The following is a 15,022-nucleotide window of genomic DNA, read 5'->3' as shown; positions in this document are numbered from 1 at the left end:
CTCAGTGCGCCTCCGGTTTGGCGGCGATGGCAAGCGGCGGTCCATCTTCGGATGGCTTGCGCTGCTTGATCTTGCCCGCGATGAGGACAAAGAACAGCGGGATCAGGAACGTCGCCACGAAGGTGGCGGTGAGCATGCCGCCGATCACGCCGATACCGAGCGCGTTCTGGCTGGCCGCGCCGGCGCCGCTGGCAATGGCCAACGGCAGCACGCCCAGCACGAACGCCATCGACGTCATGATGATCGGACGCAGGCGCAGCTTGGCCGATTCCATCGCTGCATCGAGGATCGAGTAACCCTGGATTTGCAGCTCGCGCGCAAACTCCACGATCAGGATCGCATTCTTGGCCGAGAGACCGATCGTCGTCAGCAAGCCCACCTGGAAGAACACGTCGTTCTCCAGCCCGAACATGGTGGCCGCACCGAGTGCGCCAAGCACACCCACCGGCACTACCATGATGACGGACACCGGGATCGACCAGCTTTCATACAGCGCGGCCAGGCTCAGGAACACCACCAGGATCGACAGCGCGTACAACAACGGCGCCTGCGCACCGGCCTGCGATTCCTGCAGCGAGATGCCGCTCCACTCGTAACCGAAACCTTCGGGCAGCTGAGCGACCAGGCGCTCCATGATCTTCATCGCTTCGCCGGTACTGTGGCCCGGCGCCGGCTGGCCCAGGATCTCGGCCGACTCGATGCCGTTGTAGCGCGCCATGGCCGGTGCGCCCCACGACCACTGGGCCGTGGCGAACGCGGAGAACGGCACCATGTCGCCCGCCTTGTTGCGCACGTAGAGCAGCTTGATGTCGTCCGGGTTCATGCGGAACTGGGCATCGGCCTGCACGTACACGCGCTTGATGCGGTTGTCGGTGTCGAAGAAGTTGTTCACGTAACGCGAACCCCAGGCGGTGGAGAAGGTCTGATCGACATCGGTCAGGCTCACACCCAGCGCCGCCGCCTTTTCGCGGTCGATATTGATTTTATAGGTCGCATTGTCGGCCTGTCCCGTGTAGCGCACGCGGCCCAGGGCAGGTTCCTTCCTGGTCAGTTCCAGCAACTGGTCCCGGGCCTTGGCCAGTGCTTCGTGGCCGGCGTTGCCGCGATCCTGCAATTGCAGCGAGAAGCCGGAAGCCGATCCGAGGCCGCGGATTGCGGGCGGCTCCACCGCCGTGATCTGCGCACCCTGGAAGTTCGCATAGCGCGCGGAGATGCGTTCACTGAGCGCGGTCACACTGAGCTTGTCGTCTTCGCGTTCGTCCCATGGTTTGAGGCGCACGAACAGGCGACCCTGGTTCTGGCCGCGCTGCGGCTGGCTGGCGCCGTTGGTCATGAAGGTCGATTCGACCATCGCTTTTTCGTCGGTGAGCAGGTAGTTGCTGATCTCGTCGAGCACCTTGCCGGTGGTTTCCAGCGTGCTGCCGGCGGGAGTCTGCACCTGCACGAACATATAGCCCTGGTCTTCCTTGGGCAGGAAGCCGCCGGGCAGGCGCAGGAACAGGAACAGCACCACGCCGATCATCACCGCGTAGAGCGTCATCCACAGGCCACGGCGGCGGATGATGCTGCCCACGCTGCCGAGGTAACGGTCGCGGCTCTTGTCGAAGCTGCGGTTGAACCAGCCGAAGAAGCCTTTCTTTTCGTGGTGGTCCGGGTCCGGGCGCTTGAGCAGCATCGCGCACAAGGCGGGCGTGAGGGTCAGCGCCACGAAGACGGACAGCAGCATCGAGGCCACGACGGTGAGCGAGAACTCGCGGTAGATCGCCCCGACCGTGCCGCTGGAGAATGCCACCGGCACGAACACGGCGGACAACACCAGCGCCACGCCGATCAGGGCACTGGTGATCTGGCCCATGGCTTTTTCGGTGGCCTCGTACGGCCCCAGGCCGTCTTCGTGCATTACCCGCTCGACGTTTTCCACCACCACGATGGCGTCATCGACCAGCAGGCCGATCGCCAGCACCAGGCCGAACATCGACAGGGTGTTGACGGTAAAACCGAGCGCCGACATGATGCCAAAGGTGCCAAGCAGCACCACCGGCACCGTGATTGACGGGATCAGCGTGGCGCGGATATTTTGCAGGAACAGGTACATCACCAGGAACACCAGCACGATACCCTCGATCAGGGTTTTCACCACCTCGTGGATCGACACCTTGATGAACGGCGTGATGTCGTTCGGGTACACCACGCGCAGGCCGTGCGGGAAGTAGGCTTTCAGGTCGTCCAGGCGCGCGCGCACGGCGTCGGCCGTGGTCAGGGCGTTGGCGCCGGGCGCCAGCGAAATGCCCAGGCCCGACGCCGATTTGCCGCTGATGCGCACATCGACGTTGTAGTTCTCGGGGCCGAGCGCCACGCGCGCGACGTCGCCGATGCGCACGGCGGCGCCATCGGGCTGCACCTTGAGCAGGATGCGCTGGAACTGTTCGGGCGTGCGCATCAGGCTTGCCTCGCTGATGGTTGCGCTCAGGGTCTGGCCCGGCACGGCGGGCGAGCCGCCCAGCTGGCCGCCGGAGATTTGCACGTTCTGCGCCTGGATCGCGGCGTTGACGTCGAGCGGCGTGAGCGAGTAGCTGCGCAGCTTGATCGGATCGAGCCAGATGCGCATCGCGTACTGGGTGCCGAACAGGTTCATGCTGCCCACGCCGGGAATGCGCGACAGCGGATCCTGGATGTTCGAGGCCACGTAGTTGGCGATGTCGAACTTGGTCATGCTGTTGTCGTCGGAGACAAACGCCGCCACCATCAGGAAGTCCGACGTGGACTTGCTGACGCGCAGGCCCGATTGCTGGACATCGTTGGGCAGGCGCGGCACGGCCGATTGCAGCTTGTTCTGCACCTGCACCTGGGCGATGTCCGGATCGGTACCGGCAGCAAACGTCATGGTGGTGGTGGACTGGCCGGTGTCGTCGCTGGTGGACGTCATGTAGAGCAGGTTGTCGATCGCGGTCATCTGCTGTTCGATCACCTGCACCACGGTGTTCTGCATGGTCTCGGCGGAGGCGCCGGGGTAGGTGGCCTGGATCTGCACGGTGGGTGGCGAAACCGGCGGGTACTGTTCGACGGGCAGCTTGAACAGCGAGATGCCGCCGACGAGCATGATCAGGAGCGCAATGACGATCGCGAAGATCGGACGCTGGATGAAAAATTTAGGCATTGTCGGACCGTCCCTTAGTGCGCGGCGGCAGGGGCGGCGGCGCCGGTGGCGCCGGCTCCAGCAGCAGCAGGTGCGGACGGCGTGGTCGCAGCACCGCCAGCAGCGGCGCCGTTGGCCGCATTGGCCGCAGCTGCCGGTGCTGCAGCGCGCACCTTGACCACGGCGCCAGGTTTGAGCTTCTGGATGCCGCTGGTGACAATCCGTTCGTTATCCTGCAAACCCTTTTCCACCAGCCAGTGGCCATCGACCAGCGCGCCGGTTTCGATGGTGCGTTGCACCAGCTTGTTGTCGGCGCCGACCAGCATCACGGTCGCTTCGCCTTGCGCGTTGCGGGTGACGGCCGGTGCCGGCACGCGCATCACGTCCGGGCGCACGCCCTGGCTCACCGAGGCGCGCACGTACATGCCGGGCAACAGCAGGTGGTCGGGATTGGGGAACTTGGCGCGCAAGGTGACCGAGCCGGTGGCCGGATCGACAGTCACGCCGGAGAATTCCAGCGAGCCGGTGCGTTTATAAGTGGTGCCATCTTCGAGCTTGAGGGTGACGGTGGCATGGTTGGCGCCGTCGAGCTTGAGCGCGCCGGCGGCGATATCGCGGCGCAGCGCCAGTCCTTCCACGCTCGACTGCTGCAAATCGACATACATCGGGTCGATCTGCTGGATGGTGGTGAGCAGGGTGGCCGAACCGCCCTGCACATAAGCGCCTTGCGTGACCTGCGACACGCTGCTGCGGCCACTGATCGGCGCGACCACGCTGGTGTAACCGAGGTTGATCTTGGCGGTGGTGACGGCCGCCTTGGCGGACGCCACGTCGGCAGCGGCCTGCAATTGCGCCGCTTCGGCGTTGTCGAACGCCTGCTTGCTGACCGCATTGCCGCCGACGAGCACCTTGTAGCGGTCCAGCTGCGCGCTGCTCGACGTCAGGTTCGCCTGCGCGCGCTGCAAGGTCGCCTCGGCGCTGGCCAGTGCTGCGCGGTACGGCGCAGCGTCGATCATGTACAGCGGCTGCCCCTGCTTGACGTCGGCGCCTTCCACGAAGCGGCGTTCCTGCACGATGCCATCGACGCGCGCGCGTACCTCGGCCAGCAGGAATGGCGCCGTGCGGCCGGGCAGTTCCACCTTGAGCGGCACGCTGTCATGTTTGACCGCCATTACCGTCACTTCGGGAACGGGCGGCGGCGCGGGTTTCTTGTCTTCACCGCAGGCGGCGAGGGTGAGCGTGACGGTGGTAACGGCAGCAGCGAGCACGGAACGGCGCGCAAGGGTGGTCAGGGGCATTGGTCGGTCCAGTTGGCAATTTGGTCGTGGCGGTCGAAGTATTTCTGGTCGCACAGTACTATGCCGGGTGGGGGCTTAAATGGGCGTGTGCGATTGATTAAATTTAGTTAATGTAACTGCGACAGTCGCAAAAAGACATCACCCGATGGAAACAGGCGCGGATTTGATCGAATAGGGGGGAGGGATAAAACTGGAGCGGGAGAAGAGTCTCGAACTCTCGACCTCAACCTTGGCAAGGTTGCGCTCTACCAACTGAGCTACTCCCGCATTGGAGTGAATTGCAGACTGCGCCAACCCAGCCTTCCGAAAGAAAACTGGAGCGGGAGAAGAGTCTCGAACTCTCGACCTCAACCTTGGCAAGGTTGCGCTCTACCAACTGAGCTACTCCCGCATGGGGCGCTATTGTAGCAACGTTTTTCAAAAGTTGCCAGAGCAAATTGGCATATCGTTTTGGTTATGTATAACCATGCAAAAGTCATTGGTCCGGCATCGCGGCCTCACTTAGCATAGCGGTAGCTTGCATTACTGCGCCTCACTCACATCTAGAAAGAGACACCATGTCCGCTATCAAACTCGCCATCGTCGGCGTCGGCAAGATCGTGCACGACCAGCACTTGCCTGCGATTGCCGCCAATCCCGATTATCAGTTGATCGCCTCGGCCAGCCGTAACAATACCGTCGACGGCATTCCCGGCTTTAAATCGATCGAAGAGATGCTGGCGCAGATGCCGGAAATCGAAGCTGTCTCGCTGTGCATGCCGCCGCAGTACCGTTACAGCGCCGCCCACGCCGCGCTTACCGCCGGCAAGCACGTGTTCCTGGAAAAGCCGCCCGGCGCCACCCTGTCGGAAGTGGCCGACCTCGAAGCGCTGGCCGCTTCCAAGGGCCTGACGCTGTTTACCAGCTGGCACTCGCGCTACGCACCGGGCGTACAGCCTGCCAAGGCCTTCCTGGCCGAGCATGCGCCAAGCAGCATGCACGTGATCTGGAAAGAAGACGTGCGCCACTGGCACCCGAACCAGGAATGGATCTGGCAAGCGGGCGGCCTCGGTGTGTTCGATCCGGGCATCAACGCGCTGTCGATCGTCACCGAGATCCTGCCGGAACGCGTGTTCCTGTCCGGCGCCAGCCTGGAGTTCCCGGACAACCGCGAAGCGCCGATTGCGGCCGACCTGCAATTCCAGAGCGCGGGCGCATTGCGTGTGCACGCCGAATTCGACTGGCGCCAGACTGGCAAGCAAAGCTGGGACATCCTGGTGGAAACCGCCAAGGGTCAAGTGAAACTGTCGGACGGCGGCTCGCGCCTGTGGATCAACGATGTCGAGCAGCCACTGGAGAAGGAAGCCGAGTACCCGTCGCTGTACCGCGTGTTCGCCGCCCTGGTCAAGGCTGGCAAGTCGGACGTCGATGTGGCGCCGCTGCGCCATGTGGCCGATGCGTTCATGCTGGGCAAGCGCAAGGTAGTAGAAGCTTTCCACGATTAACTGACATCGCAGCAGAAAATAAAGACGGCCCGCGCTTATCACGCGGGCCGTTTTTCATTTCCCGTTAAGGCAGCTTGCCCGCGCCGGCATTGGCCGGTACCGATGTCAACGTGGCCGTTGCCGTCTGCAGCGTGTACGCATAAGGCGGCGTCCACACGTTGTTGCCGGTCGGTGGCGCGTAGCCGCACTGGCCGTCGATGGCGCTGGTGCCTGACTTGTCGCTGGTGAAGATGTGGCCCGACGAGCGGAAGCCGATGAAGTCCTTGCCCTTGATCGCCTTGCCGCACACCTCCGTCACTTTCAGGCCGGTGAAGCTGTAGTAGTGGTTCTCCAGCAGCATGTTGGAGCGGTAGCGCGCGTCGGTGCCACCTTCGAACTTGACGTCGCTGTCCTTGGTGCTGGTGCTGCCGGCGATCAGGTTGTTAAACATGTGCACCTGGCCGTAGCGATTGAGCGGCAGGCGCGTGCTGGCGCCGTCGTACCAGTTGCCCGAGAATGTGACGTGCATGCGGCCCTCGTCGCTCCAGGCGCGCCCCGCATCGCCATTGCCGACCAGCGTGGTCTTGGCGTGCTTGTTGAAGACGTTGCTGGCAATGGTCACGTAGTCGCTGCCGCGCACCACGTCGAGCGCGCCGTCGTGGCGGGTCTTGTTGGTGGATCCGGCCAGCGAGTCGGGCGTGTCGCCGTCGCTGATCGAGAGGTGCGAGATATAGATGTTCTGCGCGCGCGAGAGCGTGATGCCGTCCGCGTAGGCATTGGCCGAGTCTTCCGGGTTGACATCCCACGGCGTGTCGAAGGCGATATTGCGCACGATGACGTTGCGGGTCCAGGTAGGGTAGTCGTCGCCGTCCTTGCCATCGGCAATCCACTTCTTGAAGTCGGCCTGTTCGTCGCCGGTGGCGGTCAACGCCAGTTCGCCGCCGATCAGAATCGATGTGCCGGTCATGCGCGCCGGCCGGCCTTGCGCGTCGTTGATGCCGACCAGCGTGGTATTCGACGGCAGGTTGATCGAGCCGCCAAACTTCTGGTCGCGGTAGCTCGTGTATTCGCGGAACACGGTGTTGTTCTGGCTCCAGCGCAGGTCGATGTGGCCGATTACGCGGATGATCTTCGGCTCGTTGCCGGCCTGGTTGATGGCCGCCACCAGTTGCTGGCCGTTGTACACGGTGTACACGCGGTCGGCGCGCGCGGCACCGCCGCCGGTCACCAGCACTGCGCCCTTGCGCGACCACGCGTGCCAGCCGTTCGATGGCGCCGGCTGGCGCTCGAAGGTGAGCACGCCGCCGGTCGGATCGGCCTGGGCGAAGCGCCATACCGGCAGCGCCGGCGCGGCCATGTAGTTGGCGGGCGAGTGTTTGCCGTCGGTGAGGACTGGCGCCGAGTAATTGCGCACGCCGTACTGGGCGGTTTGCAGCGGCGTGCTGGCGCCGGTCAGGGTGGCGGCGTCGATGGCGGCGGTTGCGTTGGCGGCAGCAAGCCAACCTGCGGCAGCGGCAAGTAGCGTTAAAGCGAGTTTCATTGGTGTCTCCACTATTTTTATATAAATGATATGGACCGTTTCCGCGAGCACTGCGACAGCATGGAAAACGGGAACGTTCAGCACCGCGCGTGGCGGAAACTGAAGCAGGCACCTTGCGTACCTGCAGCCTTAGCGACGAGGGCTTGGGGGAAGCCGAGGTCGGTCAGGTGGCGACGACCGGTGAATAGTAGTCCTGGGAAATGAAATACGCAACCGACAATGTTGGATTTGCGTCATGCGATTTCTGTATACATTTTCGCGGAAAAATGATTGGTCCCGCGACGCGCCCGTCCGTAGCATATCGCTAGTTTTGCCCATACCAACATCAAGAGAGACGACATGAAAAACATCCTTCGCGCTGCGCTTGCCAGCCTGTTACTGGCTGGCGGACACCACGCCACCGCCGCCGAGCCGGGCACCTTCGCCAAGGGCGCCGACATCAGCTGGATCACCGAGATGGAAGACGCGCGCCGCAACATGCTCAACCGCGACGGCAAGCGCCAGAGCCTGCTCACCACGCTCAAGGAGCAGGGCATGAATTCGGTGCGCCTGCGCGTGTGGGTCAACCCGGTGGACGGCTACAACAACCTGCGCGATACGCTCGTAAAAGCCAAGCGCGTGAAGGCAGCCGGCATGCGGCTGATGATCGACTTCCACTACAGCGACGACTGGGCCGATCCGGCCAAGCAGTTCAAGCCGGTCGCCTGGCAGAACTACAGCGTCGATCAACTGGCCACTGCGGTGGCCGACCATACCCGCACCACGCTCACCGCATTGCGTGACGCCGGCATCACGCCCGAGTGGGTGCAGGTCGGTAACGAGACCACCAACGGCATGCTGTGGCCCGAGGGCGAGGCCAGCAAGAACATGAAGAACTACGCGCGCTTCGTCACCGCCGGCTACGACGCGGTCAAGCAGGTATTCCCGCAGGCGCTGGTGATCGTCCATGTCGATAACTGCCACGACGGCGCGCAATTCCGCTGGAACTTCGACGGCCTGGTCGAGAATGGCGGCAAGTTCGACATCATCGGCGCGTCGTCATACCCGACCACGGCCAAGAACATGACCTGGCAAGCCGCCACCGCCGCCTGCCTGACCACCATGAACGACGTCACTGCCCGTTACAAGAAGCCGGTGATGCTGGCCGAAGTAGGCGCGCCGTGGGACCACCCGCAAGGCAAGACCATCATTGCCGACCTGCTGGCCAAGGTACGCGCAGTCAACAACGGCATGGGCGTGGGTGCGTTCTACTGGGAGCCGCAGGCGTACGACTGGAAGGGCTACCCGATGGGCGCGTTCGATTACAAGGGCAAGCCGATGCCGATGCTTGATGCGTTCATGGAAAAATAATCAAGCCACCTTGCGCTAGCCCATCGCGGTATCGAGCACCATCATGATGATAAAGCCGATCACCAGCGAGAACGACGCCGTGCCGTAATTGCCGCGGCGCTGGGCCTCGGGCACCACGTCGTGGCAGATCACGTACAACATGGCGCCCGCCGCGCCCGCCAGACCCCACGGCAGCAGGGCGGCCGACGCTTCGATCATCAGGGCGCCGATCACCGCGCCGATCGGTTCCACCACGCCGGACAGGGTACCCAGCGCGGCCGAGAACAGGCGGCCGTAGCCGGCCACGCGCAGCGCCATGGCCACCACCATGCCTTCGGGGATGTCCTGGATGGCGATGCCCGTGGTCAGTGCGTTGGCCTTGCTCAGGTCCACGCCGGCGTAGCCCACGCCGATTGCCATTCCCTCTGGAATATTATGGATCGCGACCGCGCCGACAAACAGCCAGGCCCGCACCAGGGTGTTGGCGTTGTCGGACTTGGTGTTGTCGAGCACGTTGTCGGAACGGACCAGGCGTTCGAGCAGCATCACGATCAGCATGCCGATCAGGATGCCGCCACCCACCATCAGGCTCGCTGCCATGGGCGTGTTACCGGCGCCCTTGCTGGCGGCAATGGCCGGCAGCACCAGCGAGAACGACGTGGCGGCCAGCATGATGCCGCCACCGAGGCCCAGCGCGGCGTCGTAGGTGCGCGCCGAAAAACTTTGCGACAGCAGCACCGGCAAGGTGCCGACCGCCGTGGCGGCAGCCGCCCACAGGCCGCCGATCAGCGCATGATAAACAGGCGGCGGCATGGCGGCGAGGACACCGGGGCTGCGCACGAGCACCAGCGCGCATAGTCCGACGATCAGGGCGGCCGTCAGCAGGCGGCCCGGCGTAAAGGAACTGGATCTGAGCATGAATTTTAAAATTGTCGAAAGTACACAAAGTGTACAGGGTCTGTGGCTGCGCGGCGCATCGGGATGCGCAATGGTGTGCGTGGCTTCGGCCGCAAACGTGCGGGTGCTAGAATGACAAGGATAACATTTACTTGACGCGCGATGACAGTTGAAACCTCCCTTGTAGTGCAGGCCCTGCCGTTCGCCATCCTCGTGCTCGATGTGTCGCCCGAGTTTGTCATCCTGCACGGCTCCGACGAATACCTGGCCGCCACCATGACGTCGCGCGCCGACGTCATCGGCCGGCCGCTGTTCGAGGCCTTCCCGGCTGCATCCAGCGACGCCGACGGTCCCGATCGGCTGTGCGCCTCGCTGCACGAAGTGTTGCGCACGCGGCGCATGCACACCATGGACTTGCAGCGTTACGACGTGCCCGACCGCAAGGGCGACGGTTTCATCGTGAAATACTGGTTGCCCACCAACCTCCCCGTGCTCGATGCGGACGGCCAGGTGGTTGCCATCATTCACCGCGTGTACGACATGACGGCGCTGGTCAATGGCGACAACACCTTGCCACCCGGCGATCCGTCCGAGCACGTCAAGCGGTCGTTCGACGATCTCAAGCGCGTGATCGAGGTGGTCAAGGAAGGCGAGCGGCGCCGCACTGCGGCCGAGGCGCGCGCCACCGAGGCCGGCGAGCGGCTCGACCTGGCGGTGCAGGCCGGCGAACTGGGCACCTTCTATTGCCCGATGCCGATGGATAAAATCTACTGGAACGACACCTGCAAGGAACATTTTTTCCTGCCGCTCGACGCCGAGGTCGATTTCGACCTGTTTTATGCGCGCATCCACCCCGACGACCGGGCCCACACGCACGCGGCGGTCGAGGCGAGCGTGCGCGACAAGCAAATGTACGATGTCGAATACCGCGTGGTGGCGCCGGATGGGCGCGAGCGCTGGCTGCGCGCCAAGGGCCGCACCTATTTCGACGCCCACGGCACGCCCACCCGGTTCGACGGCATCACGCTCGACATCAGCCGCCAGAAGCAGGTGGAGGCCGAACTCTCGCGCAGCAACCGCCAGAAGGACGATTTTCTCGCCATGCTGGCGCACGAGCTGCGCAACCCGCTGGCGCCGATCAGCGCCGCCGCCGACCTGCTGGCCATTGCGCCGCCCGACCCGGCCCGCATCGCCCGCATGAGCGAGGTGCTGTCGCGCCAGGCGCGCCACATGTCCGGCATGCTCGACGACCTGCTCGATGTCTCACGCGTGACGCGCGGCATGGTGGAACTCGACCGCGTGGTGGTCGACTGCAAGCACGTGGTGGCTGCCGCGCTGGAACAGGTGGCGCCGCTGATCGAACAGCGTGGCCACCGGGTGCACACCCACATCACCCACGAGGGCGCGCTGGTGCTCGGCGACGAGAAGCGCCTGGTGCAGGTGCTGGCCAACCTGCTGGGCAACGCCGCGCGCTACACGCCGGTCAGCGGGCGCATCGAGGTTGCGCTGACAGTGGTCGGCGACGACGTCGTGATATCGGTGGCGGACAACGGCGTGGGCCTGGACCAGGAGCTGGTGCCGCGCATTTTCGAGCTGTTCGTGCAGGCCGCGCGCACGCCGGACCGCGCCCAGGGCGGCCTGGGACTGGGGCTGGCGCTGGTGCGCAGCATGGTCGAGCTGCATGGCGGCCGCGTGGCTGCCGCCAGCCCCGGCGAAAGCCAGGGCGCCACGTTTACCGTGTGGCTGCCGCGCCACCAGGCCGCGCCGCTGGACGCGGCGCCGGTCGGCGGCCACCGCTTCGACGCGGTGCAGCCGCTGAAAATCGTGGTGGTGGACGACAACGTCGATGCCGCCTGGACCCTGGCCACCTGCCTGCGCGCCATCGGCCACGACGTGGTCGAGATCAACAGCCCGAAGGCGGCGCTGGCCCTGGCGCCCGAACACACGCCGGACGTGTTCCTGCTCGACATCGGCATGCCCGAAATGGACGGCCGCGAATTGGCGCGCCGCCTGCGCGCACAGGCGCATACGGCCGGCGCGCGCCTGATTGCCGTCACCGGCTACGCCAACCCGGAGGAAGCCGATTCGCCGTTCGACCGCTACCTGGTCAAGCCGGTCGACTTTCCGGCACTGGCCCGCATGCTCGAGCAGCGCACTTGACGAAGCCGGCATCGCGGCGTTGCAGCGCCTTGCCGTAGCTGCGTACGCTGTTCGTCGCTGCGCCTTGCGCTGAAGGCTGGGGCCGGCGCGTTGTCAGGCGGCCGGGCGGGAGATAGGGCGGCTCAGCGCCTTGTCCAGGTCGTGCACCAGCCAGCCGTTGCGGCCTTGCGCCTTGACCCGGTACAGCGCTTCATCGGCGGCCTGCATCACCTCGGCCGGCTGCGCATGGGCGATGTCGGCCAGCGCGATGCCGATGCTGGTCGTCATCTGCAAGGTCAGCGCGCCGATCTGAAATGGCGGCGCCATGGCGTCGATGATGCGCTGGCCCAGCACGCCGGCCTCGCCGGCCTCATTGTATGACTCCACCAGCTCGAACACCACCACGAACTCATCGCCGGCCAGCCGCGCCACGGTATCGCTGGCGCGCACGCTGTCCGTCAGGCGCCGCGCAAATTCCACCAGCACCGCATCGCCCACGGCGTGGCCATGGGTGTCGTTGACCGGCTTGAACTTGTCCAGGTCCAGCATCGCCAGGCCCACGCGCCGGCCGTTGCGCTGGCCGCGCGCCAGGGCGGTCGGGAAGAAGGCGTCGAACAGGCGGCGGTTGTGCACGCCGGTCAGGGCGTCGGTGGTGGCGATCTGCTGCAAATCCTTTTCGAACTGGTCGCGGCGCTGGCCGATGGCGTGGAACGCGCGGCTCAGCAACCCGAACTCGTCGTGGCGCTGCGTTTCCAGCACCGCCAGGCTGGCGGTGCCGCTGTCGATGGCCACCACGTGGTCACGCAAGCGGTTCAGTGGCCTGATCAAGCGGGTGGTAATGAGCCAGCCCAGCAGCGCGGCAAACGCGGTGATCAGCGTGATCGCCGCCAGCACCCGCAGCCGCACATGGGTCAGCGGCGCAAAAGCGCGTTGCAGCGGCCGCGAGACCGCCACCGTCCAGTCCACGCCGCGCAGGCGCTGGTGGACCAGCAGCGCCGGTTCGCCGCCATCGAGCACGTCGTCGCGCCAGCCGTCGGGCGAGGCCAGCGCGGCAGCGATCACGGCGCCGGCATCGTCGGGCTGGCGGCGCAGGATGAAGTCGCGGTCAGGATGATGGATGATGGTGCCGTCGGCGGCAACGATGAACAGGTAGCCGCCGGTCTTGGCGTCGAGCTCGCGCATCTGGCCCGAGAACGACGGCCGCACCAGGTCCACCGCCCCCACCAGGATGGCGCCGATGCTGCCGTCTTCGGCCAGCATCGGCTGGGTGATGACCACCACCGGTTTGCCGCTCAGCTGGCTGCGAAACGGCGCCGAAATCAGGCCTTCGCCGCTGGCCATGGTGTCGCGAAAGTAGTCGCGCCCGGCGTAATTGCCCTTGCCGATGGTGCGCCGGTCGAGCAGGTTGGCGATCAGATTGCCCTTGGTATCGAAGGCGGTGACGTTATAAAAATCATCGCGCAGCGAGCGATGGGCCTCGAGCAGCGCCTGGATCTGGTCGGGCCCGACGCGGTGGCCGGGCCGTTCCTCGGCCAGCAACCTGAGCGCCTGGCGCTTGCTGTGCAGGTCGTTCTCGATGAAGGCGGCGGTGCTGGTCAGCATGGCCATTTCCTGCGCCGCCAGCAGCTGGCGCATCGACACATCGAAGATCACCAGCGACACCCGGCCCACGCCGATGGCGGCAACGAATACCATGACGGCGACGGTGGCGGTGATCTTGAACTTGAAACTGTGAAAAAACGGGAGCAGGGGCCGCACGGATGGTTCCTGGCGCCAAAGGCGCGCAACAAGTCCGGCGGGGATGGGGCCAGGTGGGCGGCCGCGACGGGTGTTGGGTAGCGGACGCGGCGCTAGTATACCTTGATTACCGCACGAAACTCGGTCGCTTGTTGTCGAATTTCCAGCCCGGGAAGAAGAACTGCATCGCCGCCGCATCGTCGCGGCTGCCCAGGCCTATGTTCAGGTAGCGCTGATGGGCCGCTTCGATGGCGTCCAGGTCCGGCTGCACGCCCAGGCCCGGCGTGGCCGGCACGGCGATCTTGCCGCCGGCGATCTGGAACGGGTTGTGGGTCAGGTGCTGGCCGTCCTGCCAGATCCAGTGGGTGTCGATGGCGGTGATGTTGCCCGGTGCGGCGGCAGCCACGTGGGTGAACATCGCCAGCGAAATGTCGAAGTGGTTGTTCGAGTGCGAACCCCAGGTCAGGCCCCATTCGTGGCACATTTGCGCCACCCGCACCGAGCCCTGCATGGTCCAGAAATGCGGGTCGGCCAGCGGAATGTCGATCGCCTGCAACTGCACCGCGTGGCCCAGTTCGCGCCAGTCGGTGGCGATCATGTTGGTGGCGGTGGGCAGGCCGGTGGCGCGGCGGAACTCGGCCATCACCTCGCGGCCCGAGTAGCCGTTTTCGGCGCCGCACGGGTCTTCGGCATAGGCCAGCACGTCGTGCTGGTCGCGGCACAGGCGGATCGCATCCTTGAGCGACCAGGCGCCGTTGGGGTCGAGCGTGACGCGCGCGTCCGGGAAGCGCTCGGCCAGCGCGGTGACGGCGACGATTTCGTCCTCGCCGCGCAGCACGCCGCCCTTCAGCTTGAAGTCGCGGAAGCCGTAGCGCTGGTACGCCGCCTCGGCCAGGCGCACGACCGCTTCCGGCGTCATGGCCTGCTCGTGGCGCAGGCGCAGCCAGTCGTCGGCGGCATCGGGCGCGGTGTCGTAAGCCAGGTCGGTGGCCTGGCGGTCGCCGATGTAGAACAGGTAGCCCAGCACATCGACCTCGGTGCGCTGCTGGCCGTCGCCGAGCAGGGCCGCTACCGGCACGCCCAGGTGCTGGCCCAGCAGGTCGAGCAGCGCCGATTCCAGCGCCGTCACGGCGTGGATCGCCACCCGCAGGTCGAAGGTTTGCAGACCGCGCCCGCCGGCATCGCGGTCGGCAAACGCCTGGCGCGCCTGGTTCAGGATCGCCTTGTAGTTCCCGATCGACTGGCCCAGCAGCAGCGGGCGCGCATCTTCCAGCGTCTTGCGGATCGCTTCGCCGCCCGGCACTTCGCCCACGCCGGTATGGCCGGCGCTGTCGGTCACCAGCACGATGTTGCGGGTAAACCAGGGGCCGTGGGCGCCGCTCAGGTTGAGCAGCATGCTGTCGCGCCCGGCAACTGGAACGACGCGGATGGCGGTGACGACGGGCGTCGCAGCGTGAGGAGTGGAGGATGCGGAGGCGGTCAT

9 protein-coding genes and 2 tRNA genes are annotated in these 15,022 nt (G+C 65.3%); 3 read left to right on the top strand and 8 right to left on the bottom strand.

The window, feature by feature from the left end:
• Nucleotide 1 precedes the first annotated feature (1 nt).
• The 4 genes from F8197_RS14455 to F8197_RS14440 form a co-directional block, all read right to left on the bottom strand.
• On the bottom strand, nt 2-3,157 hold the full coding sequence (locus F8197_RS14455; RefSeq protein WP_152882427.1) for an efflux RND transporter permease subunit: 3,156 nt from the start codon (nt 3,155-3,157) through the stop codon (nt 2-4).
• 14 nt (nt 3,158-3,171) lie between these two features.
• Nucleotides 3,172-4,434 (bottom strand): efflux RND transporter periplasmic adaptor subunit, encoded by a 1,263-nt coding sequence (locus F8197_RS14450; protein ID WP_152882426.1) that lies wholly within the window; start codon nt 4,432-4,434, stop codon nt 3,172-3,174.
• A 191-nt stretch (nt 4,435-4,625) separates the two neighbouring features.
• Nucleotides 4,626-4,701, bottom strand: a tRNA-Gly gene (locus tag F8197_RS14445).
• A gap of 48 nt (nt 4,702-4,749) precedes the next feature.
• Nucleotides 4,750-4,825, bottom strand: a tRNA-Gly gene (locus F8197_RS14440).
• A gap of 166 nt (nt 4,826-4,991) precedes the next feature.
• On the opposite strand from F8197_RS14440, the gene F8197_RS14435 reads away from it, so the two are divergent.
• Entirely contained in the window at nt 4,992-5,918 is a 927-nt protein-coding gene (locus tag F8197_RS14435) for a Gfo/Idh/MocA family protein (protein WP_152882425.1), read from the top strand.
• Nucleotides 5,919-5,982: 64 nt separating this feature from the next.
• Here the strand turns inward: F8197_RS14435 and F8197_RS14430 are convergent, their stop codons facing one another.
• Nucleotides 5,983-7,437 (bottom strand): polysaccharide lyase family 1 protein, encoded by a 1,455-nt coding sequence (locus F8197_RS14430; protein WP_152882424.1) that lies wholly within the window; start codon nt 7,435-7,437, stop codon nt 5,983-5,985.
• A gap of 339 nt (nt 7,438-7,776) precedes the next feature.
• On the opposite strand from F8197_RS14430, the gene F8197_RS14425 reads away from it, so the two are divergent.
• Nucleotides 7,777-8,787, top strand: a complete 1,011-nt coding sequence (locus F8197_RS14425) for a glycosyl hydrolase 53 family protein (protein WP_152882423.1) — start codon at nt 7,777-7,779, stop codon at nt 8,785-8,787.
• Between the two features lie 15 nt (nt 8,788-8,802).
• Here the strand turns inward: F8197_RS14425 and F8197_RS14420 are convergent, their stop codons facing one another.
• The gene (locus tag F8197_RS14420; protein ID WP_152882422.1) at nt 8,803-9,684 is read right to left on the bottom strand and encodes a ZIP family metal transporter; all 882 of its coding nucleotides are present in this window, start codon (nt 9,682-9,684) and stop codon (nt 8,803-8,805) included.
• A 141-nt stretch (nt 9,685-9,825) separates the two neighbouring features.
• On the opposite strand from F8197_RS14420, the gene F8197_RS14415 reads away from it, so the two are divergent.
• Nucleotides 9,826-11,823: an ATP-binding protein gene (locus F8197_RS14415; RefSeq protein ID WP_152882421.1), complete on the top strand. Its 1,998-nt coding sequence runs from the start codon at nt 9,826-9,828 to the stop codon at nt 11,821-11,823.
• Between the two features lie 93 nt (nt 11,824-11,916).
• Here the strand turns inward: F8197_RS14415 and F8197_RS14410 are convergent, their stop codons facing one another.
• Together F8197_RS14410 and gudD are read right to left on the bottom strand one after the other, a co-directional pair.
• On the bottom strand, nt 11,917-13,560 hold the full coding sequence (locus F8197_RS14410; RefSeq protein ID WP_373996877.1) for a diguanylate cyclase domain-containing protein: 1,644 nt from the start codon (nt 13,558-13,560) through the stop codon (nt 11,917-11,919).
• 106 nt (nt 13,561-13,666) lie between these two features.
• Complete coding sequence (gene gudD, locus F8197_RS14405) at nt 13,667-15,022, bottom strand: glucarate dehydratase (protein ID WP_152882420.1); 1,356 nt, start codon at nt 15,020-15,022, stop codon at nt 13,667-13,669.

Source organism: Duganella sp. FT27W (genome assembly GCF_009295655.1).
Taxonomy (GTDB): domain Bacteria; phylum Pseudomonadota; class Gammaproteobacteria; order Burkholderiales; family Burkholderiaceae_D; genus Rugamonas; species Rugamonas zoogloeoides.
Note: the sequence above shows the minus strand (reverse complement) of the source record. Positions and strands in the feature narration are given on the sequence as shown.

Bases quoted from the DNA above. Each gene is read 5' to 3' on its own strand.
- F8197_RS14430 (WP_152882424.1), bottom strand. From the start codon at position 7,437: ATGAAACTCGCTTTAACGCTACTTGCCGCTGCCGCAGGTTGGCTTGCT.
- F8197_RS14420 (WP_152882422.1), bottom strand. From the start codon at position 9,684: ATGCTCAGATCCAGTTCCTTTACGCCGGGCCGCCTGCTGACGGCCGCC.
- F8197_RS14455 (WP_152882427.1), bottom strand. From the start codon at position 3,157: ATGCCTAAATTTTTCATCCAGCGTCCGATCTTCGCGATCGTCATTGCG.
- F8197_RS14425 (WP_152882423.1), top strand. From the start codon at position 7,777: ATGAAAAACATCCTTCGCGCTGCGCTTGCCAGCCTGTTACTGGCTGGC.
- F8197_RS14450 (WP_152882426.1), bottom strand. From the start codon at position 4,434: ATGCCCCTGACCACCCTTGCGCGCCGTTCCGTGCTCGCTGCTGCCGTT.
- F8197_RS14435 (WP_152882425.1), top strand. From the start codon at position 4,992: ATGTCCGCTATCAAACTCGCCATCGTCGGCGTCGGCAAGATCGTGCAC.
- F8197_RS14415 (WP_152882421.1), top strand. From the start codon at position 9,826: ATGACAGTTGAAACCTCCCTTGTAGTGCAGGCCCTGCCGTTCGCCATC.
- gudD (WP_152882420.1), bottom strand. From the start codon at position 15,022: ATGACCGCCTCCGCATCCTCCACTCCTCACGCTGCGACGCCCGTCGTC.